This window comes from Mucilaginibacter sp. P19 (genome assembly GCF_050632265.1).
Taxonomy (GTDB): Bacteria; Bacteroidota; Bacteroidia; order Sphingobacteriales; family Sphingobacteriaceae; genus Mucilaginibacter; species Mucilaginibacter gossypii.
In genome coordinates this window covers 1,199,170-1,225,460 of sequence record NZ_CP192586.1, presented here as the reverse complement: position 1 = coordinate 1,225,460, position 26,291 = coordinate 1,199,170, and the positions used below count along the sequence as shown (strand labels likewise).

The window sequence follows — 26,291 nt, the reverse complement described above, 5'->3', positions numbered from 1 at the left end:
GGTACTAAAACCGGCAAACAAAGCAGCCATGTTATACCTCAGTTTTTGGACAACCCTCGCCGATAATGCCAACAATATCCGCAAAGGGTCAAAGCTGCAACAGGCGGAAACCATTAAACTTAAGCCGGATAGTTTAAGGCTCCTTACCACGACCACTGGCGGCCGAAACAGCCTTGGAGCTTCCGAGCGGATCCAGGCCTATAAATACGGCCTCACCACTAAAGACCGCATAGTTACCCTTGCCGATCTAACAAGTTTCTGCAGATATGAGCTTGGAGCAAAAATAAAAAACATCCGCGTAAGCAAAGGGGTAAGTATCTCAGCCAATCCCAAAGAAGGTTTTATTAAAACAACCGATATTTATATAACCCCGGCCGATCATGAACTTTCGGCACCGGAATGGGCCACGCTGCTTGAGCTGCTAAAATCAAAGCTGCAAAGCCGGAGCGTAATGGATGTTAATTATAGGGTGTTTGCGGAGTAAGATATACATATTGTTACCGTCATCGCCCTTGTGTTCTTTTGTTATTAAGCGACGGGCCCTGCAAATAGGGCAGAATCACGGGCTGCATTATTTTGTCCCGCTTGCCCACCCTGCTCTATCGCGACATCGTAAATAACCAATAAAGCGGGATGATTTTTAAATAACCCGCTTTTTGCGTTTTATAGAAAATCTTACAACGCCTTCTCTTTCGGCACAAAATCATTCATCACCGCCTCGCGGATTAATGCCGGCGGCAGGATCCCTTGCGACAGGATGAAATCATGGAAATGCAAAGCGTTGAATTTGTTGCCTAACGCAGCCTCGGTATCTTTGCGCAGGGCAATCATTTTGGTAAAACCATAAAAATAGCTATTGGCCTGGCCGGGAGCGTTAATGGTATAACGCTCAACTTCCTGGCGGGCAAAGGCACGCGATTGTACTACATCGTTCATCAATACATCAAGCGCCTGTTGCTGGGTTATCTTACCAGCCTGCAATTCAGGATCAAGGAAGGCGCGCGCGGCCCTGAGCAAGCGATAATCTAACGATACCAACTGTCCTTCTAAAGGCATGTAAGGGCGGGTAATATATTCGGAATATAAGCCCCAGCCTTCCACATTAGTTGAGTTAAATGCGTACAGGGCGCGTGCCTGTGATACCCCTTCTTCTACCATTTTATCAAACTGTAATTCGTGGCCGGGTCTTGCTTCGTGGGCTATGATGGTCCACGAGGCGGCATCAAAAGTAAAGTCATCGTACTTGTCTGTAGCTTTTTCGCCGGGTGATGCGGGCATGTTTAATGGCAGCACAAAAACACCTCGCTGGCCAGTATTGTTCAGGAACGGCGGTGGCACCATATGCGGGGCGGGGCTCTGCGCGGTTTCGGCGGCTGTAGCTAAACGGATAATAGCCGGGCGGTTTGGCAGCGTTACCAGTTGATGATCGCGAATGATGCCTTCAATATCTTTTAAATGCTGCTCGTACAGCGGAATAATAGAATCTCCGTGGATTTGCTCTTTTTTAAGTTCACGAATTACAGCCCGATAGTCATCTGATGGCAGGCCACGTTTTTTGGCTATCTGCCCGGCAATAGGCTTCATCTCGTCCTGGATCTGGTTGAACAGGGCATGTGCCATTTCAGCTACTTTCGCAGGGGGAATATCTATACCATAAGCTTCGAGGTTCATAGCATACTCTTCGGGTGGGAGCCTGAAGTCTGTACGGGCTTTTACCAGTACATTTGCTTTTACCCATTTGTCATAATCTTCCAGTTGTTTTTTCAGGGTTGCATAGGGTTGTTCCCATCCGGTCACCTTGTATTTGGTACAAAGCTCGGCGATGCCGCTTACGATACTCGCATTGCGCGATAGATCGGTTTCCATGCGTTGCTTTGACGGATAGATCATGTTTTTGCCGTCCATCTGGTGCTGCAGACGTTCCCTGTAAATGGTTGTCAATGGTTTATAACCTTTTTCCAGTCCTGCATATTTACGGATACGCATTACCGCTGCCTGGCGACGGGCTTCGGGGGTTTGATCGTCAAGCAGTGTTTCCAGTCCGCTATAAATGGTTGAGGACGCATTTAAAAAAGGGACCTGGCGGCTCAACTCAAAGTCCTGCTGGCGAAAACCCAGTTTGAGGTGGGTTATAATGATATTGATATCCTGTTGAATAAAAGTATTTTTTTCAGTCTTAAGGGCTTCGGTAAGTTTAGCGACAACGGCCTCTTCATCCTTGCGTTCGGCCATGATGTTTTGGAGGGTTGGTACAGCGATGTCGCTGTCATACTCGGCCAGGCCTTGTGATGATCCGTATTCGGGCGAGTATTTTTTATCCAGATCGATGATGGTTTTGGTATACTCATTTGACTTGGTCACCCAGGCTTTTGTTTCGGCCGATTGCTGCGCCCGGGCATTAATGCCGATACCAGTCAATAGCACTAACAAACCGGTGCTTTTAAGTAGATTTTTGTTCATGGTCAATTTAAATTATGAATGGCAAGTTACTTAATTTGACCGTTGATATTTTTGATTACGTTGATTTCGCTGATAATAGCACATTTTGACTTTTTCGGCATTGTTGGCGACGACATCAACAACGGCACAACGATATACGTTAAATGAAACAGCCTGTCTTTTCGTAGCGAAAAGACAGGCTGTACAACAGATCAACGCAATAAGCGTAATCAATCAAAAAAATCAACGGTTAAAAGCGGTACCCTAAAGTAAGGAATGCATTGTTGTTAGTTTTTTTCAAATCGGCGAAAGGACTGGTTGCACCTACTTCATAAGGGAAAATGGTTTGTTTGCCGGTTACCCTGGCGTAAGTAGCGTCAACAAAATAAGCACCAAAATGAAAGCCTATACCGCCGCTAACTGTTTTAATATCACTGCCAAGGTCTTTCATCGGGTTACCCTGCTGGCTGTAACCGCCGCGCAGATAAACGAGGCTGTTCACGTTTACTTCGGCGCCCACATGAAGGTTCACTGTTGAGCGGTAAAGTGATTTGATATCACTGTTGTCACCATCGGCAGTATAACTGTCGTTACTGCTTAAATGGGTAGTGGTATAATCGATATATTCAACATCGCCGCTTATGAAACCATATTTGCCTATGAAAACAGACGCGCCACCTGCTAATTTTAACGGCGTACGCAGATTGTAGCTTAGCTGATATGGTTCGGATTCGTTTTGATGACTCTTGCCACCTGTGTATTGCGTGGCAACCCCTTCGGAATATGAATCATCAATATTATAAAACGTTGGTGAGGTAAATACAAAGCCCAGGCGTAAAGCTTGTATAGGTTTATAAATAATACCTAATTTGGCGTTAAAGCCCGAGCCTTTGGTGCTTTGGTCTTGCGCGAAAGTGGATGAAAAGTCGGTAGGGTTGCCGCCATTGGTTATAATGGCGTTGCCATTTTCGGTAAACCTGGCATGCGAATTATACCTGATATCAGTAATAGCCAATCCCAAACCTATATAAAGCTTATTGCTGTAATTGGCGCCAAACGAAAGGTTAAACTCCGACTGGCCGCCGGTACGGGTAATCCCCGCCAATTGCCTTACCGGAACATTCACTGTGCTTGCATACGAATTTGGGTCAGTTGCAGGGCCAAAATTATCGATCAGGACATGATCATATGCCCAGCCATCGAGCCCACTAGGGTTAACACTGCCATATTGAGACACTTCGCGCTTGGCGATACCGGCATAGTAATCAGAAATAGAACTGGTTTGGTTTGTACCGCCGTAAGCAACGTTTTCATAAAAGTTATTGGTACGGCTGTAGCCCGCGCCATAATTGATACTTAGCCAGCCTTTGCTTTTGTCGCGCCCACGGGTAGTTAGCTGCTGATAAAATACGATGGCAGCGTTGCTCATATTCACATCATTACGGTTGGCGCTTCCTGCCTGCCCAAAAAAGCTGGAGCTTATTTTGGAGTTATCATACTCAGGGGTAATACTAACCTCCGAGTGTGTAAAAAAGCCTAAGCCGGCAGGATTGCCGCTAACTGAGCTTAAATCGCCGCCTACGGCTGTGCCGGCGTTGCCAATAGCTTTGATACGTGAGGTTGACCCGGTTTGAAAGGTTGAAAACCTGATGGCATCCTGTGAGTATTGTGCAAAACTATCTTTAGTAATTGCTACTATAGCAATTATGCTTAGTAAATACTTGATTTTCATAAAATTCAGGTAAATAAAATATAAGATTTAGGTTTATGGTCTTGATGGTCTGCCGCCACCGCCGCCACTGCTGCTGCCTGTGCTGCGTGAACTGCCGCCGCTTGAGCTTGGTGATGGCGTATAGGATGGTTGCTGCGATGTACGTTCAACCTGTGGCTGTCTGTAAACCGGCTGTGCATCACGGGTAGGCGCCGCGTCCGTACGGGCCGGGCGTGCATAGCGGGTGCCATTGTTATTATTATAACTGTTATTTCCGCTATTGCTGCTGCCGTTACTGTAAGTGTTCGTTCTGCTGCCCAATGGTCTGTTACGACCTCCGGGAATGTAGCCTATACCGGAAGTGGTACTGCTGACAGGGCGACGCCCGCTGCCTGCAAAAGGATTGCCATTACCACGATAAGGACGCGCTGTACCTGACGAGGCATAGCCTCCACCATAGTAACCGCCATATCCGCCGTATCCGTAACCGCCGCCGTAATAACCGCCGTATCCACCATATCCGTAGCCTAAGCCCCAGCCACCATAATAACCGCCGTATCCATAACCTAATCCTAAGCCAAGGCCGCCGTAGTAGCCGCCATAACCCAATCCCCAGCCGTTGTAATAACCAGCACCGCCATAATATCCTAAACCACCATAGCTCAATCCATAGTTGTAGTAAGGATAGTTATTGTACGCCGAATAAAAGTCGTCATAATAGCCGAAAGGAGAAAAGTAACTGAAACGGTTTATACGTGCCGAATAATCATCGTAGTAAAAGTAATCATCGTCGTCATCGCTATATCCATCCTCTGCAACCGGGGTTTGGTTGTAAGCCGGCTGTTGTGCATAAACAGGTTCATCGCCCGCTCGTGCATCAGAAAAATAAACGTTGTCATTACTTTGGTTTGATGCAAGCTTGGTTGTAGAGCAGGAACTCAATGCCATGGCACCGATAATAAACATTCCTATCGCGATGTTCCGTTTCATATACAGGTAAGTAAAAAGTGCAAGGTCAAATAAGTTTTAAATTTATAAATTTGGCAGCAATATACAACAATTACACAAGTCCAAATTCTATCCAATCAATATGAGCAAAGGTGTTATTAGTAAAGACGAAGATTATTCGCAATGGTTTAACGACTTAGTAATTAAATCTGACATGGCCGAGTATTCGCCGGTTAGAGGCTGTATGATCATTAAACCGTACGGTTATTCGATATGGGAAAAGATCCAGGCAGTGCTTGACGAGATGTTTAAAGACACCGGCCACAGTAATGCTTATTTCCCGCTTTTAATACCTAAGTCATTCTTTAGTAAAGAAGCCAGCCATGTTGACGGTTTTGCCAAAGAATGTGCTGTTGTAACCCATTACCGCCTCAAAAATGATGGCGAAGGAAATATTATTGTTGACGAGGAAGCCAAGCTTGAAGAGGAGCTCATCATCCGTCCGACATCAGAGACTATTATCTGGAACACTTACAAGGGTTGGATCCAATCATACCGCGACCTGCCTATCCTGGTTAACCAGTGGGCCAACGTAATGCGCTGGGAAATGCGTACCCGTTTGTTTTTACGCACCAGCGAATTTTTATGGCAGGAAGGCCACACCGCGCATGCAACAGCGGAAGAAGCGGTGGCTGAAACAGAGCAAATGCTTAATGTATACGCCGATTTTGCCGAAAACTGGATGGCTTTGCCGGTAGTAAAAGGCCGTAAAACCGCTAATGAGCGTTTTGCCGGTGCTTTGGATACTTATTGCATTGAGGCGCTGATGCAAGATGGTAAAGCTTTACAAGCCGGTACATCGCACTTTTTAGGGCAGAACTTTGCCAAAGCTTTTGATGTAAAGTTCACCAACAAAGAGAATAAAATTGAACACGTTTGGGCCACTTCATGGGGCGTTTCAACCCGTTTAATTGGGGCATTGATCATGGCTCACAGCGATGACGCAGGCCTTGTATTGCCTCCGAAACTTGCACCAATTCAGGTTGTAGTTGTGCCTATCTATAAACACCAGGAAGAGCTGGATAATATCAGCGCCTATGTTAACTCGTTAAAAAAGGAACTTAAGGCTAAAGGTATTTCGGTTAAGTTTGATAACCGCGATACTCATCGCCCGGGAGCTAAATTTGCTGAATACGAACTGAAAGGTGTTCCATTACGCGTAGCCATAGGCAGCCGTGATATGCAGAACGGAACAGTTGAACTGGCCCGCCGTGATACCAAAACAAAAGAAACAACCACACAGGAAGGCCTTTCCGGTAAAATAGAAAGCCTGCTCGAGGAGATCCAAAATAACATCTACAAAAAAGCGTTCGATTTCCGGGCTGAAAATACCACCGAAGTTGATACCTGGGATGAATTTAAACGTATGCTCGATGAACAACCCGGCTTTATCAGTGCACACTGGGACGGCACATCCGAAACCGAACAAAAAATAAAAGAGGAAACTAAGGCGACAATCCGTTGCATACCTTTGGATAATAAACAGGAAGAAGGTAAATGTATTTTGACAGGTAAGCCATCGACGCAGCGGGTGTTATTTGCGAGGGCGTATTAATTTTGTAAAGTCCATAGTTCGTGGTCGATAGTCCATAGCTATGAATAATTGTTTTTTTACTACTATGGTCCATGAACTATCGGCTATGGACCGTGCTTACAGCACCACTCATGAAATTCGCAACTAAAGCAATACACGCAGGGCAGGAGCCCGATCCAACTACCGGCGCTATCATGACGCCGATATATCAAACATCAACCTACTGGCAAAAATCGCCGGGAGATAATAAGGGTTATGAGTACTCGCGTGGTACCAACCCTACCCGTAAAGCGCTGGAAGATTGTTTGGCTGCTTTGGAAAACGCAAAGTTTGGCCTGGCGTTTTCGAGCGGTATGGGCGCTACTGATGCGGTGATGAAACTGCTTGCGCCCGGCGATGAGGTTATTACCGGTAATGACCTTTACGGAGGTTCGTACCGGATATTCACTAAGATCTTTGCCAATTACGGTATCAAGTTCCATTTTTTGGATCTGTCTGATCCGGAGCTTGTACGTACCCATGTAAATGATAAAACCAAATTAGTTTGGATTGAAACGCCTACCAATCCTACTATGCGGATTGTAGATGTGGAAGCAATTGGCAAGATCACTAAAGAGAAGAATTTACTTTTTGTGGTAGATAACACATTTGCATCACCATACCTGCAAAACCCAATTGATTTGTGTGCTGATATTGTAATGCATTCGGTAACCAAATACATAGGTGGCCACAGCGATGTGGTGATGGGTGCACTGATGCTGAACGATGAAGAACTTTATAAAAAGCTATGGTTCATCTACAATGCCTGCGGTGCTACACCAGGACCTATGGATAGCTTTTTAGTTTTGCGTGGTATCAAAACCCTGCACCTGCGCATGAAAGCCCATTGCGAAAACGGAAGGCAGATAGCCGAATTTTTGAAAGATCATCCTAAAGTTGAAAAGATCTACTGGCCGGGCTTTACCGATCATCCTAACCATGATATCGCTAAAAAACAAATGCGCGATTTTGGTGGCATGATCAGCATTGTATTGAAAGACGCCGATTTGCAGGAGACTTTCCGCATTGCATCGTCATTTAAAGTATTTTCATTGGCCGAGTCATTAGGAGGAGTTGAATCATTGATCAATCACCCGGTAAGCATGACCCACGGCTCAATTCCTAAAGCCGAACGTGAAAAAGCAGGCGTAGTTGATAACCTGCTGCGCCTGAGCGTAGGTGTAGAAGATATCGAAGATTTGCTGGAGGATATTAAGCAAGCTTTAAGTTAAGCTTTATATTAAAAAATACGCGTCATTGCGAGGTACGAAGCAATCCCCGACAGGCAGAGCCGCTCTGTATAGTTTGGGATTGCTTCGTACCTCGCAATGGCGTTTTTGTAAATACTCATGACAGAAAATCTCAAAGCGTTCCTCGACGCGAAAGTTGCCCAATACAACCGCCCCGAATTTATTGAGAATGATCCGGTAACCATCCCGCACATGTTTAGCCAAAAGCAGGATATCGAGATCATGGGTTTCTGGGCTGCCACACTGGCCTGGGGACAGCGGGTTACCATTATCAAAAAATGCAAAGAACTTATTACGTTGATGGATGGCGCGCCTTACGATTTCATCATCAATCATGAAGAGCCTGATCTGAAAAAGCTGTTAAAGTTCAAGCACCGCACTTTTAATGATGTGGATACTTTATATTTCATCGCTTTTTTCGGCAGCATTATGAACGGTTTGAATCGTTGGAGGATGCGTTTATACCCCCCACCCCCTGAAGGGGGAGGGAAAGGTTCAAGCGATTGAGGGTGCTTTAAATCATTTTCGCTCATACTTTTTTCTTTGCCCGATTTTCCACATCGTACTAAAAAACATGTATCATCACCATCGCAAAAATCAACCTGCAAACGGCTGAATATGTTTTTACGCTGGATGGTGCGGAAGGACGATAACGGCGTTGATTTTGGCATCTGGAACCGCATCAAACCGACCGATCTGATCTGCCCGCTTGATTTGCATGTTGACAGGGTATCGCGCAAACTCAATCTTATCACCCGAAAACAAACCGATTGGCAAACGGCCGTTGAACTGACCGAAAGACTCCGCGGGTTCGATCCTAACGATCCGGTTAAATATGATTTTGCCTTGTTTGGTTTGGGGATAGAAGAACGCTGGGGCGTACAGTTTTAAAATATTAGCATTCTACTTACCCAAAACTACAATACCTGGTTTAGGGGCATCAACAAGTTCTGTGCGCACCAATGTACCGTTATTGAAATAATAATAATGATATGATAGTGGTTTTGATTGTGCATCTGCAGAAGCTATTCGCCTGTAAACTGCATGTTGTGAGGTTTCTTCAACTAACTCCAGGTTATACTTTTCTGAATTTTTAAATTCGCTTTCACTCATCCCTATGGTATAGTGTTTTACACTACAACTGGAGAATACCAGTAGAATTGACAGAATAATGAGCGTGTTTTTTAGAGCAGACATGTGACTTAGTTTATTTTTCTTGTGTTACAGGTATGACTCACACGAGAAACAAAGGTTTATTCACTATCTGTTGTTTTTTGCCATTAAGCCTCTTCTTTAAAATAAACCTTATAATAGTTCATCGCCCGGCCGTCGTCAAAACCTTTTTCAATCAGTTCTTTATCGCCATGAATATAAATATGGAAGTTTTTATCAAGTTTTAACACGCTTTTATAAACACGTGCCTGCTTCTTTACGGCATTTTCTGATATTACAAAATTATCGGCAATTGGGCTGTCAAACTCCTGCTCGTACTGGTTTTTGAAGTTTTTGAATGATTCGATGGCCTGTTCATTACCGATCACTTCGTTCGAAAACTCCTCCATATCAAAGGTTTCCTTTTCTTTAAAATACTTCATGGAGCGGTTTAGCAGGTCGATCTTGTCGGCCTTGCTCATCTCAAATTCTTCATCGATTTTTTCGGTGATGAAGTTTTTGTAAATGCCCAGGGTATTGTTGGTTTGATTGAAGCTGTCGTTGCGGATCTTTAATTGCAGGAAATCATCCTTCCAAAATCGCGCCGCTTCCTGTCCGCCGTTGGTTTTATCAACCACAACAACCTTGTAGCCGTTCTCTTTTTCGATATTGAAGATTAGTACACCTTTATCCAGTTTATTAATATTGATGGCATCCTGCTCATAATCAACCTGGAAACCGCCTTTGTCCGGGTAAACTTTAAGGTAAGTTTCCTTGTTTTCCGACTTGAAGATACCGATGGCATCCAGTGGGTTGCCTTCAATTTGCACTTTATTAAAGTAAACCACATAAAGCTCGCCGCCTTTAATGTTAGGGTGATTGGTAACCTTGTACAAATGCTTCGCTATTTTCTCAGATGCCTCATGAAACTTAGTGTTGTCATCAAATACCTGTGTGGCAAAGTGGTGCAGCTCGTTTAGTTCCAGGTCGCCACTGCTGTGCATCAGGTGATAAACCTCGTTAGCCTTTTCAAAAGGTTTCAGAAAATACTGCATAAGCAGGTTGGGAATAATCTCATCCTTCAATTCTAACGGCTGTTCGGAAAGGGCATACATCTCTTCCTGCGACTGATTACCAACATGATGTACCGAAATAGTATCGAGCGAAGCTTCAAAAAAAGTTACCATAATTGCCTGCGAAGGTAAAGATTTTAGTTAATGGTTCATGGATCATAGTTCATGGTGTGCCCGCGTTTTTCATGTTCAAGTCATATGGAGATGGATTAGAAGGAGCAGGTGAGAAAAATCACCACGAAATAACGACCTTTGCACTTTGGTAAATTAGGCGGGCTTAGGCTATGATCTATGAACCATTAACTATCAACTAAAAAATGACAGATAATACCGATACCATAGTTGCCCTTGCCACACCAAACGGTGTGGGCGCCATTGCTGTGATTCGCCTTTCGGGCCCTGATGCCATAAACATAGCCAACAGTGTTTTTAAAGGCAAAGACCTGAGCAAACAGGCATCGCATACTATTCATTTCGGCAGTATTGCCGATGGTGATTTGATTTTGGACGAGGTGCTGGTATCGTTGTTTGTTGGTCCGCGGTCATACACCCGCGAAAATGTTGTTGAGATTTCATGTCATGCTTCGGGTTATATTATTGAAAGTATCATTAAGCTGTTCATCAAAAAAGGTGCACGGTCGGCCAAACCCGGCGAATTTACCCTAAGGGCATTCCTCAATGGTCAGCTCGACCTGAGCCAGGCCGAAGCTGTGGCCGACCTGATCGCCTCCAACTCTAAAGCATCGCAGCAGGTGGCCTTGCAACAACTTCGCGGAGGCTTCAGCACTCAGTTACAGGCCCTACGCGAGCAACTGGTAAACTTTGCTTCGCTCATTGAATTGGAACTCGATTTTGCTGAGGAAGATGTAGAGTTTGCCAACCGAGACCAACTGAAACAGTTGATCCACGAGATTACCAAAATTGTTGGCCGGCTAATTAATTCATTTGAGTTGGGTAATGCCATTAAAAATGGTGTAAACACGGTAATAGCAGGCAGGCCAAATGCGGGCAAATCAACCCTGCTGAACGCCCTGCTTAATGAAGAGCGTGCCATAGTGAGCCATATCCCCGGTACTACAAGAGATACGATTGAGGAGGTGCTGAATATCCAGGGCATTAATTTCAGGCTGATTGATACCGCCGGGATCCGGGAAGCTACCGACGCCATTGAACAGATAGGCGTACAGCGCACCATGGAAAAGATCAGCCAGTCGGCCCTGTTGGTTTATGTTTTTGATGCTGCGGAGATTACTATTGAAGAACTGAACAATGATATTGCCAGCCTGCAAAAACCCGGGGTTACCATGTTAGTGGTAGCCAATAAAGCAGATCTGCTGAATAAGTCCGACAGTCAGGAAGCCGGGATGTCCGAAAGAAGCTTCGCTGATTTATTCGCTAATGCTTACAGTTTCGGGGAACGAGGTTTATTCACTTCTCCATCCACTGACTTTCGGACTTTCGGATTTCCGGACATTATTTTTATCTCCGCCAAAGAAAAACATCATATTGACGAATTGAAACACAAGATCTACTCGTCTGCCGTAAAAGACCAGCTCAGTGGCGATGAAACGCTGGTAACCAATATCCGCCACCTCGAAGCCTTACAAAAAACTGAAGAGGCGCTTGTAAGGGTATTGGGCGGTATTGATGGCAGCATAACTTCCGATTTTTTGTCGATGGATATTAAACAGGCGCTTCACTACCTCGGTGAGATCACTGGTGTTGTTACTACGGATGATTTGCTGGAGAATATTTTTAGTAAGTTTTGTATCGGAAAGTAATTACACAAGTTAACAAACGCTTACTAATTAAACATTTAATTCATAAATAAGGTATTATTCCTTTTTGCTAATATTCATGGCGTTCACCTGCTCTTGTACCTTACGTTAACCAGCCCTGCCAATAAATTGGTCAAGATCCTAATTTAAGTTTTTGTTTAAGCCTGTACCTGGCCATGCGGATACTTTTTGGCTCAACGCCAAGGCGGTTAGCTATTTCCCTGGTATCAAGCCCCATTAAAATATATGAGCAATATTTTAATGGGGCGGGCAAGGCTGTTTTCGGCCTGTTGCTGCAGGGTATTGAAAAAACCGGGACGACTTTGGCTTATGATCTGCTGCTCATCAATACTTTTATCCATCCGCAGGTTTTGGTTAATGATGCGGCCTACCCAGTGAGCGCGGTTATACCGAAATATTGGAACAACTGTTAATGGCGGGTGCCGAAAGCGGGTAATAAAACAATACTGGTTTATGATGAGTGCCTGCCGCAATATATGGAAACGGCAGGCATTTGTTTTATTGGAACCTTTTAACCGTACTTAATCAAGCAATGTCCAGGTACGTTTAGTTTGTATGGTTTGTATGGCTTGCTGCTCGGCAACTACAATGTTCTCTTTACGCTGCCCTATGTATTCTAATGTACTAAGCTTATTCCACAGGGCAACAATTACCCGCATAAATTCATCAATCGCTGTCATTGACGAGTTTATCTCATGATGATTATAAACTATTTCGATTAAACGGGCTAAAAGCTCTTCAAAGTTACCGGGTGTTACATCCTTCCATTCATAGAAATATTTAAGCAATTCTTCCCGTTCTGCTCCCGGCATGCTTTTAACGGTACTGAAAAACAGGTGTGCCATTTCTGAAAAGCAGGAAACCAGTTGGATAGGCGGCTGAAGATAGATCAGGTTTCGGTATGAAAAATAAATCCTCGCGATATAATCAAGCATTTTATCGCACAGCATCTTTACATTTTTACCAATAGTAGATACCGAATCTTTTGAGGTGATCTTGTCAATAATACGGAACGAAAGCAGCTGAAGGTTGTTGATCTGTGCCCCAAAGTTTTCATAATAGGTCATCAGGCCGGCATGGCTTATCAGCGCAGTACATGGCGGGATATAGCTTACATTGGCCTGAAAGGAGCTTCCGCTTCGTACAAATTTACCAACCTCCATAAAATGCGCCCCGATGCTGTTGAGTTGTGACGCCGGCAAAACAGTGATACTGTAATGTTTGCTGATATCAGGATAGCGGATAGGCTGTTCTTGCGGGTCGGGTGTGCCTGAGGGTACACGTTCAAAGGGGTTTACGGTAAGCAGCACATAATAGGTTTCTGATGCTTCATTGATAGTTTCCTGGCCAAAGTAATGACTAAATGTTAGCGGTTGTTCGGCACGGGTAATATCAATCCTGAAACCTTCGGCGGTGATGGCGTTACACTGGTTTAAAGTTACCTGCACCTGGCCTGATGCCCGTTCGGTGATCTGGATATCCAGCGATGAGCTTTGCCCTTGTGCGGGTGGAAGCAGCCCGAAATTATTATTGTTGAGCGGCAGCGAATTGGCATCGCGTACTATATCATGAATAAAATTATCAGTATTAACAAGATGTGCGCTGGAAATTTTCATTCCATCTATCCAGTTCACAGGTTTATGTTTTAATGGGCTGATCATGTTTTTGTTTTAATATAGTTTACAGGTAAATGGCCTGGTCGCCGGTGCGGGCGGGTTCACTTACCACTTCCGATACACGTTTGGCAAATATGGTTACCGATTCGGTTATCCGATTTTCTGTAATATTAAGGTCCGGGTCGATAAAGTGGCGTTGCTTAAAAAACGACGGCTTAATATAAAAGATCCACTTATAGCTTTCATTATTATTAAGCTTATACTGCACCGTTGATTTTGGAAATTTAAGATTATAATCATCAATAAACTTTTGAAACCACTGGCCAAAGTTCATATTTGGCGGTGCTTTGGCCTTTACTTTAAGCGGTTCAGGATCGTCGGTGTTTTTATACAGATCAAGTTCGAGCACCATCAGCCTGTCAAAATCCAGGTGTTCCATACTGATCTCTTCAGGCGTACGGGGATATTGCCAAACCTTGTAAATTTCGAGCGGGATGCTTAAAAAGGCGATGTACCCCCACCAAAAAACCGGCGGTAATAAAAATATCAGGATACTGGTTGAGGCCCACAGGCCATATTGCATATCATTAAGCCAGTTAAATGCCAACTTGAAAAGAAACATCCCCAGCAAGCATGATATTAAAGAAGCCACGAGGAAAAACCATTTTTTATCGAGAAACTGATCTTCATGGTATTTGCCTGCAAGCCAGGTGTAAAATACACCCATACCTAAATATATCAGTTGGCAAAATAAGTACCCCCACGGCATAAACTGCATACCTAAAAAGCCCAAAAAACCCGGAACTCCCAATATAACAGCCGTTAAAAGTAAAGTGATGATAAGGCGCCTGTTACTTAGATATTTGTTTTTCTTGTTCACCACCGACATGATCAGCGCGGCAATGAAGAACAGGACAGGAGCTATCAGATAACTTATAAAAAACGATTTAAGGTTCATGAGTATTAAATATGTAGGCCGGGCAGCTATCTTATATTAATTTCAATTTAGTATAATCAATTACCGATAATATTGGTTATTGTTTTGGATAGCATCAATTATTTAAATCACAATGAGAATAAAAAAGCCTAATCAAATTGATACCGACTTTAAAGCGGCAGCTATAGCGGCAGAAATTATTGAAAATGAAATGGTTAGTGCCGGTGATGTAATAATACTGCCCAAAGGCCCTAAAAAGCGTGCCTATGATAAGGAGATAGCAGGCATAACGGCTGATAAAAAAACTGAAAGTAAAAAACCGGTAACCACCATTTGGGTTAACCGCGATGGGTTTTATGATATGCTGCCCGAGGGATTGTTTCACCGGCCGCCGGCTTCGAGTGTGATGATCACCGAGGAGGATATGATCAAAGATATTAAAGCCCGCCGCGAAGAAGAAAAACAAACCCGTCGCTTTTTTGCCCCATTTGAGGCCGAGCTTAACTATTTCAGAACACTGGTCGAGCTTTATGAAAACCGGCTCGACAAAAAAAATGAATACGATGAGCTGATCAATATATTTTTAAAGGAATGGCAGGAGTTTGAGTGTTTTACAAAAAAGCAGATGCTTATTTTGATACATGTTTTACCTGTAATACATGAGCAGCGCAATAATATAAATTTTGTGAGCAGTATTATTAATATGATGTTCAATGTACCCTTATCATTGCATTACAAAACGGTATACCCGAAGCAAAAAAACAATACCATTATAAAAGGCGGAACAGCCCTTGGCGCCGGTACTTTAGGCGTAAACTTTATTGCCGGGCAGGTTATTGAGGCCGAGCGAAAATTAATCATGAACATAGGCCCCGTGAGCGCCACCAGGATGCTGGAGTTTTTACCCGGCACATCTGCTGCAAAAGCTATTGACGTATTGTTATCCTACTTTATACCGTTAGGCACCGGCATACAATTTAACCTCCTTGCCGATCCTGCCTCGCAAAAATTGGTTATCGGCGGAGCAGGGGCCAATGCTACCCTTGGTTATACTACTTATTTGGGGTGATGATGATACCAATCTCCAATTTTACACCCCAGAGTATGTACGCGTCTTTTTCACAAAATAAAAATCGTCATTTAGATATAGCAGCGAAGGAACAAGCATAAGGTGAAAGAGAAATCTTCTACACCCCACAATGCAGACGCACAACACATTTCTCACTCGTTCTTCGTTTTGAAATGACTTTAATATATAGTTACTTCTTCGCTTGCTTCAACAGCCAGTGAGCAACATCATTCACTGCCTTGTCATTCTGATACCCGGCAGGTAGCCTGCCGTTCACATATTCATTGTAAAGCCATGGATCGCCAACAGCTATTACCGTGCCCTTACCATATTTGGCAGATGCTATAATCGTAGCACCATCTTTGTTTTTAAGCACAGATACGGCAGTCCCCGTTGAACCTATTGAACAGGCATCTTTCATAAAAACCTTAGTAGCTGTTTTCAATACCGGATTGTTTTTTACGTAGACAGCACCATCCTCAAAATGAGCATCATCAATTACATGGTTTTGCAGATCGTTATTGAAATGCATCCCGAATTTTGCAGCAAGGTTATTGAAATGAGGCAGCTCCACATTAACGCTGTCGTTAGCCATCAGCAGCAGCACACCACCTTTTTTACCCAGGCAGCAATTTGCTCAATATCATCTTCCTGGATATAGTTTGGGTTCGGGCTCTCCTTTTTAGTATCAGGGTCAACAATTATATAAACAGATGAACCTTTCAGGTTTTCCAAAGTCGGTGCCATACCAAGCGTATCCAGCTTAGCGCCGCGGCTTGTAAAAGCCTCGCCAAAGATCTTGAAACCGTTATTATCCGCTTCATCCCACAGATAATGAAAGCGCTCCGACTGCCCGTTGGCTCCTTTATGTACCTCATGGTTAAAATAATAATCGAGCGTTACAGTTTGACCGCTTGCGGCAAAGCCGACAAGGGAGAACAGGGTTATAAGGGATAATTTTAGTTTCATAGTAGGTTTATTATTTGGTTAGCCTGCGGTAGGTGTTATCACCATACATTTAACTTTTTTATCTATTTTCCAGGTGTTCAATTTTTTTAGGTGTAAACACTTTCACTTGTTTTCAAAAAAAACAATACTGATAATCAACATGTTAACTTTAGCAAAAAGCACCTTTTTAGCAAAAATGAACACATGTCCATTGATAATCAACAAGTTAATATTTTACAAGATCAAAAATTGAACACCTTGTTTTTAAAAAATTGAACACTTGTGTTTGTGCCCAGCTTTACGGCCATATATCTCAGCGGTCATGCTGAGTGTTTAAATCCGGGGCCTCTAAAGGTTAGATGACAAAGAGGGCCTGTCAGTCTGAGCCTGTCGAAGACTCGTGCGCAGAGACCCTGCCCGCCATACTTCGACAGGCTCAGTATGACACTCCTTTTTTAAGTTGTCATGGGTAACTTGTTTCAGCACCCCACTCGCCAAGTAACTGTCATGTATGAAGCTGACCTTAACAATGCGATCCCGAAATAAATACGGGATGACCTTAGTTATCTTATTCCCCTAAACTCCACCAAAAATCGAGAACCCGCCGTCAACGCAGATCATCGAACCGGTTACAAATACCGAGGCATCGCTCAGTAACCATACCAGTGCTCCTTTAAGTTCATCGGCATGGCCAAAGCGTTTAAACGGCGTTTGTTTGATCACCAGTTCGCCCCTTTGGGTATAACCGCCTTCGGGTTTGGTGAGCAGGTAACGGTTTTGTTCGGTAAGGAAAAAACCCGGTGCCAACGCGTTCATCCTTATTGCATCACCATAACGGTTAGCCAGCTCAACCGCAAACCATTGGTTATAGCAATCAACAGCGGCCTTGCCTATATTATAGCCTAATACCTTGGTTATGGCGCGTTTTGAGTTCATTGACGATATATTAACAATGCTGCCTTTACCCGTTTTGGCAATGGCTTCGCCGAAAACCTGTGTAGGGATCAGTGTACCCCAAAGGTTCAGCTCCATTACTTTTTTCATGCCATCGATGTTCATTTTAAAAATATCCTCATCGGGCTGTAAAACCCCTCGGGCATGTTACCGCCCGCACCGTTCACCAGGCCATCTATCCTGCCAAAAGCTGCCAGCAATTTATCTTTGGCGGCTACCAGTTCAGCCTCGTTCATTACATCGGCTACCAGTGCTATGGCTTTGCCCCCGGCTGCATTTATGGCGTTGGCACGTTCTTCTGCTACCTGGGCATTACGACCAAGAATGCCTACCGCGCCCCCCGCCTCAACAATACCATCTATAAATGCTTTGCCTAATATGCCTGTTCCGCCGGTTACTACAATTACTTTACCGGCTAATGAAAATTGATTCTCCACTTAAACTATATTTTTAAGGTTGATGTATAATTATTTCAGATCTGTTATAGCAATGGCGTCCATATCGGTGTAATCGAGGTTTTCGCCTGCCATACCCCAAATAAAGCTATAGTTTGACGTACCACTGCCCGAGTGGATGCTCCATGGCGGCGATACTACGGCATCGTAATTATCCATGGTGATGTGCCTTGTTTCCTGTCCTTCGCCCATGTAATGGAAGATCTTTTGGCCGGCAGGTACGTCGAAATAAAAATATGCCTCCATACGCCTGTCGTGCACGTGGGCCGGCATGGTGTTCCAAACACTGCCTTCATGTAATATGGTAAGCCCCATTACCAGCTGGCAGCTCCGTACACCTTCCAGGTGGATATATTTATTGATGGTGCGTTTATTTGCCGTTGCTACCGAACCCAGCTCAACCTTAATCGCATCGGCGTGGGTAAGCAGGGTTGTTGGGTATACCGCGTGTGCCGGTGATGACAGCAGGTAAAATACAGCCGGCACTGAGGGATCGGCACTTTCAAAGGTTACGCTTTTTGTACCTTTGCCAATGTACAGGCAATCAAGCTTATTCATTTCAAAGACTTCTCCGTCGGCTTTTACTACACCGGCACCGGCTACATTAATAATGCCGATCTCGCGTCGCTCTAAAAAATATTCGGCACGCAGGTTTGGATAATTTGGCAGCCCAAGTGTTTTACCTACCGGGTTAGCCATACCTACAATCATCCTGTCGTAATGGGTATAGGTACAATTGATCTGGTCGGGCTGAACCTGTTTATCTATCAAAAATCTTTCGCGTATGGTAGTGGTATCGTAGCTTTTAAAATCCGTTGGGTGGACACTGTGTATTGTTTTCAAAGCAAATGTTGTTTTAGAAAATCTTTTGTTAATAAATACAATTCTACAATCTTATAAACGATTTCAAAAGCCATTTAAGCCTTATTTTCACTCCAACGTTATAGTGATAACACGATTACTAAACCATTTAAAAGCTAAACTATAACGTTAAAGTAAATATTTAACAGATCATATATCATTTTAATTAATTAAGCTTGTATTATTGGTACTTAATGAGCTGCCGAACCAGGGCAACGCCAATTCAATAACCGGTAAACTAATAAACTATGAAACAATTAGCAGCCTATAAAAACATCGCACTACTAACCGTCTTGTTGCTTGTTGCAGGCATTGTTAATGCCCAGCAGCAGGAGCTTACAACTAAAAGTGCAAAAACATGGGTAAAAAGCCGCATCTGGGCTAATGGGTTAAAGCTTAAATTAAACTCCTCAACCAATAACCTCGAATTTGCAAAACAATATGCCGCCAATAAAGCGGTATGGGATAAGGCTTTTGAATTTCTGCGCGAACGCAATCTTGATCAGATAGCTCCCGGTAAATATCCTATAGATGGCGATAACGTTTATGCATCCGTTACTGAAGGCCCTTCCAAAGAGTTTGAACAATCGGCCTGGGAATCGCACCAAAACTATATCGACCTGCAATATGTAATCAAAGGCAAGGAAAAGATCGGTGTCGCCCCTATTGAAAGCCTTACTGTTACTAAACCCTATGACCCGGCTAAAGACGGTGCCAACTACAGCGGCGAGGGTAAATGCTACACCGCCACTCCCGACGAATTTTTCCTGTTTTTCCCCAGTGATGGCCACCGGCCTAATATCAAGGTTGATGGTTATGATAAGGTGAAGAAATTGGTTATTAAGATAAAAGTGGTGAAGTAAATTTTTTCATGTCATTGCGAGGAGGAACGACAGAAGCAATCGCATGCTATACAGAGCGGCCCTGCTTCCGTGCGATTGCCGCGCTACGCTCGCAATGACATTTTTTCACCTACCTACACCTGCACCGTTTTCACCAGCTTTCGCACATCAAATCCCTGATTGGCAGCCTGTACCACCAACTGATTATAGATCTGTTCATCAAGTGTTGAACGGCGGCTCAGGATCCATAAGTAATTTCTATTCGGATGCCCTACCATGGCATAGCTGTAATCATCAGCCAAAGCAATGATCCAGTATTTACCTTTAAATGGCCACTGAAATTGTACTTCCAACTTTGCGTTACTTGTTTTATCAGCAACAACAGCACTGCCCTCGGCAATTTTTATCTTATTATCTTTTATACAACGGTTTTTAACAATGATACTACCATCTTTTGCTAAACCATAGGCTGCCGAAGTAAAAGTGCAATCCGACTCAAACCATTGCGGGAAAGCGGCAATTTCAAACCAGGAACCAACATATTTTTTCAAATCCACATAAGGAACAGTTTCAAGCGGTTTGCAGCGGGTTGCTTGTAAGGCTAAAGCAGTTAAACCTAATGCTACAGAGGTTGCAATGATCTCTTTCTTCATAAACCAATAACGCCTGTTATGCCCAAAAAGTTTAAAACAAAAGCATATTAACGGCAGCCAAACGCCTTATCATTATTTAATTACCTTTGCGCCAAAGCATTATTTTTATAACATGCCCGGTAAAACAAAGATCAGTATTTTAGGCTGCGGCTGGTACGGCAGCGCATTGGCTAAAGCGTTAATTGCCGATGGCATGCAGGTAAAAGGCTCAACCACTTCTACCGCAAAAATGGATAACCTGGCTGCTTTGGGCATCCGGCCCTATGTAGTTAACTTTTCGCCGGACGAGGAAATATATGATGCCGATTTTTTTGATTGCGATGTTTTGTGGATAGCCATTCCGCCCAAAAGCCGCAGCGGTGAGGGTGATATTTTTTTACAGAAGGTTAAAGGCATTGTCCATGCCATAAAAAGGTTTGCTATACAGCAAGTGATTTTCGTCAGCTCCACAGGGGTTTATGCCGATAACAACAGGCACGTGAATGAAGAAACCGATCCACAGCCCAATACAGAAGCCGGCAGGATATTATTTGAAGCTGAGAACCTTTTCCGTGCCGAGGATGGCTTTAAAACAACCATTATCCGTTTTGCAGGATTGATTGGACCCGGACGCAATCCCGGCAGGTTTTTTGCCGGTAAAAGGAGATCCCTAACGGTGACGCGCCAGTAAACCTCATCCATCTTGATGATTGTATCGGCATTAGCAAAGCGATATTGGCTAAAGAGGCATTCGGTTATCTTTTTAATGGATGCTCGCCGGTTCACCCTGCTAAGGCTGATTTTTATACACAGGCTGCTCTTGATTCGGGCTTTGAAAAGCCGGAGTTTATAAGGGAGTTGAAGGAATGGAAAGTTGTGGAGAGTATAAACGTTGGACCGGTATTAGCTTATCAATACCAGGTCTTGATTTAATGACGCAGGTTTAAGCGTCTACGCTTGAACCATCTTAAAGCGTGAGCGTCCACGCTTGAACCATCTTAAAGCGTGAGCGTCCACGCTCACATCTAACAAATAGTAAGCGTGGACGCTTGAACTCAAAAGCCTTAAAACACCGGCGCTTTCGCCTTATCACCCATCACAAATACCAGCTTCCCCCTTTCATAATATCCTTATGTGTAATATATTCTTTGGGGTAAGGTTTACCATTTAAGCTGATGTTTTGCACATATTTATTCTCTTCGGATAGCCCCTTTGCTTCTATCACAAAACTTTTGCCGCCAGGTAAAGCAATGCTAACCCTATCTAATAGCGGCGCACCAAAAACATAACGGCCATCTGCCGGATTAACGGGATAAAAACCCATAGCAGTAAAGATATACCAGGCCGACATTTGTCCGCAGTCATCATTGCCAGAGAGGCCATTGGGTTTGTTTATATAAAACTGGTCGGCAATTTGCCTTACCAGTTCCTGTGTTTTGGCAGGGTTCCCGGCAAGCGTGTACAAATAAGCCACATGATGGTTAGGTTCGTTGCCATGTGCATACTGGCCTATTAACCCGGTAACATCAAGCGTTGAGCCTTTTCCAAACACTTTTGAATCCATAGTAAACAATGAATCCAGCTTGCCCGAAAATGCTTTTTTGCCGCCCGTGAGTTTAATCAAACCCGGAATATCATGCTGAACCTGCCAGGTATATTGCCAGGCATTGCCTTCGGTATAGTCACCACCAATAGCCAGTTGGCCACTATCTAAATTGGCAAAAGGCTGTACCCATTCGCCGTTTGATTTTCGGCCACGCATCAAGCGCGTGCTTTTATCAAACAGGCTATTATAAAACAGAGATCGTTTGATGAAATAATTGTAGTCACTTTGTTTGTTCAGCGCCTTGGCTAATTGAGCGGCGCACCAATCGTCGTAAGCGGCCTCCAGTGTACGGGAAACAGCTTCGCGTTTTACAGTATCTGATGGCAGGTAGCCATAACGCAGATATAGGCTCCAATCGTATTTTGGATTTTTATTATGTGTAAGCGTGTTCTTAATGGCAGCAAATGCCTTTTGCCGATCAAAACCTTTAATCCCTTTCAGCGCGGCATCTACAATTACCGGTACGGCATGGTTACCGATCATGGCGTAGCTTTCCTTACCCCACAGCGTCCAGATTGGCAGCATACCTGCCACGTCGTTGTGTTGTAACATGCTCTCTACCATTTGCCCGTCTTTTTCAGGACAAATAATAGTATACAGTGGATGGGCGGCCCTGTAAGTATCCCATAATGAAAGCGTAGAATAGAAAACTTTATCAGCGGATCGGTGCACCAGGCTGTCGGCTCCGCGATATTGACCGTCAACATCCGCAATGTTGTTAGGCTGGATCAAGGCGTGGTACAGGCTGGTATAAAATGCTATTTTCTCTTTTTTGCTGCCTTCGGCTTTAAGTTTACCAAGATTATTTTCCCATGTACGGGCTGCTTCCGTTTTTACCTGTTCAAATGTTTTGTGCTGTGTTTCGGCCAGCAGGTTTTTACGCGCACCGGCAATACTTACGCCCGATACCCCAACTTTAGCTTCAATAGTTTCACCGGGTTTCAGATCGAAATCCAATATTAAGCGGCGTTTATTATCGCCATCAATAAAATGCTGTCCGGTAAACGGGCGGTTAAAAACAGCCGTGAAATATACTTTTTTATCTACCCATTGGCTGGTGAAGGCATAACCATTGATAGTTATTTTGCTATCGATAGTGATCTCCCCGTCAGAAACATGCTCAGCCAATTGCTCCGGGCTATCAACCAGTCCGCTTTGCATATCAACAAGCAAATGTGCTTTACCGGCTTTTGTAAAAGTATACCGGTGCAAACCAGTATGGGCAGAAGCAGTTAGTTGAGCCTTAATATTGTTATCGCCCAAAATCACTTCATAATAACCGGGCGATGCTTTTTCTTCCTGATGAGAAAATTTGCTTTGAAACTTTTGAGGTTGATCGCCCTGAAAGGGAAAAACAGCACATCTCCTAAATCAACACCACCTGTACCGCTTAAATGGGTATGCGCGAAACCGGTGATCACGTTATCTTCATAACGATATCCCGAGCAGTAGTCCCAACCAAAATTCCCGGTCTCAGGACTAAGCTGAACCATACCAAAAGGCACCGTAGCGCCCGGAAAGGTATGCCCGGTTGCGGAAGTGCCAATGAAGGTGTTTACGTATTTATTATACGATTGCGCATTAACCTCAACAGCCAAAGTCAACACTAATAAAACGGCAATCAGCTTTTTCATGACCTTTTACTATTTATATTCAATTGTCTTTTTTAACACAACATCTTCGGCCGAGCGTGCTATCATCACATCAAATGTACCGGGTTCGGTTACCTGTTTCATTTGATTATTCCAGATAGCGATATCTTCGGGCTTTACCGTAAATTTAACTGTTTTGGTTTCGCCGGGTTTAAGGTTGATCTTGTCAAAACCCTTGAGGGCCATTACAGGCGTAGTTACCGAATTTACCTTATTGCCCAGGTACATTTGTACCACTTCCTTACCGGCCATGCCACCGCTGTTGGTTACATCTACCGAAACCGTTATAGTCTCATTTTTTCCGAACGACGCTGCCGATACCTGCAGATTACTGTATTTAAATGAAGTATAGCTCAATCCATAACCAAAGGGGAACAGCGCATCCGGCGATGAAAAAACATAGTCTTGTCCCGGTTTTTCGGTTGAACCCGGATTATGATAAAAACCTTTGTTGGATGCCACATGATTATAAAAAACCGGGATATGCCCGGTTGACTGCGGGATAGATACCGTAAGCCTGCCTGATGGGTTTACCTTGCCGAACAGGATGTTGGCAATGGCATTGCCTCCCCTTTCGCCGGGATACCAGGCCTCCACAACAGCCGGGATATTCTCTTTTTCCCAGCTGATGCTTTGCGGCCGACCGTGTACCAGTACCAAAATTACAGGTTTACCTGTTTTATAAACAGCCTGCAACAGTTCACGTTGTACCCCATCGGGATCAATGTCGGTTACATCATAACCTTCGCCGCAGGTGAATGGGTCTTTAGGCTCGCTTTCGGGTGCATGCCCGTCCCAGCCTACGCCGGAGAATACCACGCTGGTGGTGCCCAAAACCACTATCACGGCATCACTGTTTTTTGCTGCTTTGACGGCTTCGGGAAAGCCGCTTTTGTCCGGGCCCGACAGGGCACAGCCTTTAGCATAATTGATTTTTATTTTATTGCCGGCCAACTGTTTTATGCCATCAAGCACTGTTGTGCCCGAGCGGCTGTCGCGGGTTGAACTGTAATCGCCATACTGAACCTCGTTGGCATTGGGGCCGATAACCGCCAGCGATTTCAGGCTGTTCATATTGAGCGGTAAAAGCTGTTTATCGTTTTTAAGCAGGATGATCGATTCCTCGGCTATCTGTTGGGATAAGGCGATATGATCAGCGGTGTGTACCCGTTTCTTTAGCGCTGATGTATCGGGCAATGCCTTTTCAAACAAACCTGCTTTAAATTTTATAGTAAGGATGCGGGCAACGGCGCTATCAATCAGGGCTTCATTTACTTTTCCGCTTTTCACCAGGCCAATCAGTTTATCATATACATCGGGGCTAGGCGCTTCCAGGTCAACCCCGGCGTTCAGGCCAATTGGAGCAGCGCCTTCGGCGTCCTTAGCAATATGATGAAAAGTGTATAAATGCTTTAAACCTTCATAGTCCGAAAAAACATAGCCTTTAAAACCCCACTCCTCCCGCAATATGGTTTGCAGCAGGAAATGGTTAGCATGTGCAGGCACGCCGTCAATTTCGTTGTAAGCAGGCATTACAGCGTAAATATTTGCCTTTTGCACGGCATCTTTAAAAGGCGGCAAAAACATCGACCGTAGCTCCCTTTCCCCTACTGATGCCGGGGCTAAATTGATACCTGCCACAGGGATGCTGTAGGCCGCGAAATGCTTGGCCGTGCACATTACTTTGTCTTTACCAATACCGTTTATTGTTTGTGAAGGATCACCCTGCATCCCAATTACAAACGATGTACCCATCCTGCTCACGAGATATGGATCTTCGGCATAACATTCCTCATTACGGCCATAACGCGGGTCGCGGATGAGATCGAACAAAGGCGAAAGCGCCTGGTCAACTCCTGACGAGGACGCTTCATAAGCGATCATCGAACCCATTTTTTCAATCAGCGCCGGGTTCCAGGTGCTGCCTTGCGCTATAGCCTGTGGAAAGATGGTAGCGCCTGCCGCCAGTTGCCCATGCAGGCATTCGCCTATTTGTATAGGCGGGATACCAAGTCTTGTTTTTTCTTTAGCATATTTCTTTGCGGCTACAGATAGCGTGGCGATATCATTGATATTGGTAAAAGGGCTTTCACAAACGCCATAAGCAATTGGGTTTTGCATGGAGCCTTTTAACGAGTTCATGCTCATCTGGCCCACCTTTTCTTCCAGCGTCATACGGTTTAACAGGTCTTTCACGCGTACAGGCACAGGTGCCTTGGGGTCTTTATAAACCTGTGCGGCTCCGATGTTAATTACAAAAGCAAACGCGGTAAACAGGCATAATTTCTTTTGCATAGTATCCAGATATTTAATTTTCAAATGTAGAGACGCATCACATGCGTCTCCCACATGCAAAGCATCGTTGCTTGTCCTCCTCGCCGTTGTTGGTGTTGTCACCAACAACTTTTCATGCGGCATTTCAGAAAATAAAAATCATAGGAGTTGTTGGTGACAACACCAACAACGGCATATTTTCATCATGTTCCCTCAGGGTCTCTCGCAGAGGACCCTGAGGTTCTTTGCGTTCTAAACATTTACCAGGATAAAGAACAGCGAACCGGCGTGGCGTCGACATCAGGGTCCTCTGCGAGAGACCCTGATAGGACGTTAAAGAGCGTGTCATCGTGAGCGTAGCGCGGCAATCTCGTAGCCAATGCATGTCCGCTCTGTATAACTACGAGATTGCTTCGTCGTTCCTCCTCGCAATAACATGG

Annotated in this window: 23 protein-coding genes and 2 pseudogenes; 10 read left to right on the top strand and 15 right to left on the bottom strand. The window is 44.3% G+C overall.

Annotated elements, in window-relative coordinates; translation table 11 throughout:
- The first annotated feature begins 28 nt into the window (after positions 1-28).
- Positions 29-484: a hypothetical protein gene (locus tag ACQ86K_RS05885; protein ID WP_431199979.1), complete on the top strand. Its 456-nt coding sequence runs from the start codon at positions 29-31 to the stop codon at positions 482-484.
- 191 nt (positions 485-675) lie between these two features.
- Here ACQ86K_RS05885 and ACQ86K_RS05880 read toward each other — a convergent pair whose 3' ends face one another.
- From ACQ86K_RS05880 to ACQ86K_RS05870, 3 genes are all read right to left on the bottom strand, one after another.
- Complete coding sequence (locus ACQ86K_RS05880) at positions 676-2,460, bottom strand: DUF885 domain-containing protein (RefSeq protein ID WP_091172394.1); 1,785 nt, start codon at positions 2,458-2,460, stop codon at positions 676-678.
- Positions 2,461-2,689: 229 nt separating this feature from the next.
- Entirely contained in the window at positions 2,690-4,171 is a 1,482-nt protein-coding gene (locus ACQ86K_RS05875) for an OmpP1/FadL family transporter (protein WP_431199978.1), read from the bottom strand.
- A gap of 33 nt (positions 4,172-4,204) precedes the next feature.
- Positions 4,205-5,140, bottom strand: coding sequence for a hypothetical protein (locus ACQ86K_RS05870; protein ID WP_431199977.1), 936 nt, complete (start codon positions 5,138-5,140; stop codon positions 4,205-4,207).
- 100 nt (positions 5,141-5,240) lie between these two features.
- Here ACQ86K_RS05870 and proS point away from each other — a divergent pair, with 100 nt between their 5' ends.
- From proS to ACQ86K_RS05855, 3 genes and pseudogenes are all read left to right on the top strand, one after another.
- A complete protein-coding gene (proS, locus tag ACQ86K_RS05865; RefSeq protein ID WP_091172399.1) occupies positions 5,241-6,713 on the top strand; it encodes a proline--tRNA ligase in 1,473 nt (490 codons plus the stop codon).
- A gap of 110 nt (positions 6,714-6,823) precedes the next feature.
- Positions 6,824-7,963, top strand: a complete 1,140-nt coding sequence (locus tag ACQ86K_RS05860) for a cystathionine gamma-synthase (protein WP_431199976.1) — start codon at positions 6,824-6,826, stop codon at positions 7,961-7,963.
- A gap of 117 nt (positions 7,964-8,080) precedes the next feature.
- Positions 8,081-8,872 (top strand): annotated as a pseudogene (locus ACQ86K_RS05855) (TIGR02757 family protein).
- A 12-nt stretch (positions 8,873-8,884) separates the two neighbouring features.
- On the opposite strand, the gene ACQ86K_RS05850 reads toward ACQ86K_RS05855, so the two are convergent.
- Together ACQ86K_RS05850 and ACQ86K_RS05845 are read right to left on the bottom strand one after the other, a co-directional pair.
- Entirely contained in the window at positions 8,885-9,178 is a 294-nt protein-coding gene (locus tag ACQ86K_RS05850) for a hypothetical protein (protein WP_143020844.1), read from the bottom strand.
- Positions 9,179-9,261: 83 nt separating this feature from the next.
- Positions 9,262-10,320, bottom strand: coding sequence for a nucleoid-associated protein (locus tag ACQ86K_RS05845; protein ID WP_091172404.1), 1,059 nt, complete (start codon positions 10,318-10,320; stop codon positions 9,262-9,264).
- A gap of 203 nt (positions 10,321-10,523) precedes the next feature.
- Here ACQ86K_RS05845 and mnmE point away from each other — a divergent pair, with 203 nt between their 5' ends.
- Positions 10,524-11,987, top strand: coding sequence for a tRNA uridine-5-carboxymethylaminomethyl(34) synthesis GTPase MnmE (gene mnmE, locus ACQ86K_RS05840; protein ID WP_091172406.1), 1,464 nt, complete (start codon positions 10,524-10,526; stop codon positions 11,985-11,987).
- A gap of 173 nt (positions 11,988-12,160) precedes the next feature.
- On the top strand, positions 12,161-12,418 hold the full coding sequence (locus tag ACQ86K_RS05835) for a hypothetical protein (RefSeq protein ID WP_256337514.1): 258 nt from the start codon (positions 12,161-12,163) through the stop codon (positions 12,416-12,418).
- Positions 12,419-12,526: 108 nt separating this feature from the next.
- Here ACQ86K_RS05835 and ACQ86K_RS05830 read toward each other — a convergent pair whose 3' ends face one another.
- A complete protein-coding gene (locus ACQ86K_RS05830) occupies positions 12,527-13,666 on the bottom strand; it encodes a hypothetical protein (RefSeq protein WP_091172408.1) in 1,140 nt (379 codons plus the stop codon).
- Positions 13,667-13,685: 19 nt separating this feature from the next.
- Complete coding sequence (locus tag ACQ86K_RS05825) at positions 13,686-14,579, bottom strand: TssN family type VI secretion system protein (RefSeq protein ID WP_091172409.1); 894 nt, start codon at positions 14,577-14,579, stop codon at positions 13,686-13,688.
- A 112-nt stretch (positions 14,580-14,691) separates the two neighbouring features.
- Here ACQ86K_RS05825 and ACQ86K_RS05820 point away from each other — a divergent pair, with 112 nt between their 5' ends.
- Positions 14,692-15,627 (top strand): type VI secretion system baseplate subunit TssG, encoded by a 936-nt coding sequence (locus ACQ86K_RS05820; protein ID WP_091172411.1) that lies wholly within the window; start codon positions 14,692-14,694, stop codon positions 15,625-15,627.
- Between the two features lie 190 nt (positions 15,628-15,817).
- On the opposite strand, the gene ACQ86K_RS05815 is transcribed toward ACQ86K_RS05820, so the two are convergent.
- The 5 genes from ACQ86K_RS05815 to kduI form a co-directional block, all read right to left on the bottom strand.
- Positions 15,818-16,222, bottom strand: a complete 405-nt coding sequence (locus ACQ86K_RS05815; protein ID WP_431199975.1) for a hypothetical protein — start codon at positions 16,220-16,222, stop codon at positions 15,818-15,820.
- Positions 16,222-16,596 (bottom strand): hypothetical protein, encoded by a 375-nt coding sequence (locus ACQ86K_RS05810; RefSeq protein ID WP_431199974.1) that lies wholly within the window; start codon positions 16,594-16,596, stop codon positions 16,222-16,224. The genes ACQ86K_RS05815 and ACQ86K_RS05810 overlap by 1 nt, the downstream gene beginning before the upstream one ends.
- Positions 16,597-17,151: 555 nt before the next feature.
- Positions 17,152-17,634, bottom strand: coding sequence for an SDR family oxidoreductase (locus ACQ86K_RS05805; protein WP_431199973.1), 483 nt, complete (start codon positions 17,632-17,634; stop codon positions 17,152-17,154).
- Positions 17,631-17,966 (bottom strand): SDR family NAD(P)-dependent oxidoreductase, encoded by a 336-nt coding sequence (locus ACQ86K_RS05800; protein WP_431199972.1) that lies wholly within the window; start codon positions 17,964-17,966, stop codon positions 17,631-17,633. The genes ACQ86K_RS05805 and ACQ86K_RS05800 overlap by 4 nt, the downstream gene beginning before the upstream one ends.
- Before the next feature lie 30 nt (positions 17,967-17,996).
- A complete protein-coding gene (gene kduI / locus ACQ86K_RS05795) occupies positions 17,997-18,827 on the bottom strand; it encodes a 5-dehydro-4-deoxy-D-glucuronate isomerase (protein WP_091172417.1) in 831 nt (276 codons plus the stop codon).
- 266 nt (positions 18,828-19,093) lie between these two features.
- On the opposite strand from kduI, the gene ACQ86K_RS05790 reads away from it, so the two are divergent.
- Entirely contained in the window at positions 19,094-19,708 is a 615-nt protein-coding gene (locus ACQ86K_RS05790; RefSeq protein WP_091172420.1) for a YhcH/YjgK/YiaL family protein, read from the top strand.
- Positions 19,709-19,821: 113 nt separating this feature from the next.
- Here the strand turns inward: ACQ86K_RS05790 and ACQ86K_RS05785 are convergent, their stop codons facing one another.
- The gene (locus tag ACQ86K_RS05785) at positions 19,822-20,340 is read right to left on the bottom strand and encodes a lipocalin family protein (protein ID WP_091172422.1); all 519 of its coding nucleotides are present in this window, start codon (positions 20,338-20,340) and stop codon (positions 19,822-19,824) included.
- 112 nt (positions 20,341-20,452) lie between these two features.
- On the opposite strand from ACQ86K_RS05785, the gene ACQ86K_RS05780 reads away from it, so the two are divergent.
- Positions 20,453-21,010: an NAD(P)H-binding protein gene (locus ACQ86K_RS05780; protein ID WP_431199971.1), complete on the top strand. Its 558-nt coding sequence runs from the start codon at positions 20,453-20,455 to the stop codon at positions 21,008-21,010.
- 44 nt (positions 21,011-21,054) lie between these two features.
- Positions 21,055-21,252, top strand: coding sequence for a hypothetical protein (locus ACQ86K_RS05775; RefSeq protein ID WP_431199970.1), 198 nt, complete (start codon positions 21,055-21,057; stop codon positions 21,250-21,252).
- A gap of 163 nt (positions 21,253-21,415) precedes the next feature.
- On the opposite strand, the pseudogene ACQ86K_RS05770 reads toward ACQ86K_RS05775, so the two are convergent.
- A pseudogene (locus ACQ86K_RS05770) lies at positions 21,416-23,559 on the bottom strand (GH92 family glycosyl hydrolase).
- Between the two features lie 9 nt (positions 23,560-23,568).
- Positions 23,569-25,872, bottom strand: coding sequence for a glycoside hydrolase family 3 N-terminal domain-containing protein (locus tag ACQ86K_RS05765; RefSeq protein ID WP_176844538.1), 2,304 nt, complete (start codon positions 25,870-25,872; stop codon positions 23,569-23,571).
- Positions 25,873-26,291: the final 419 nt, after the last annotated feature.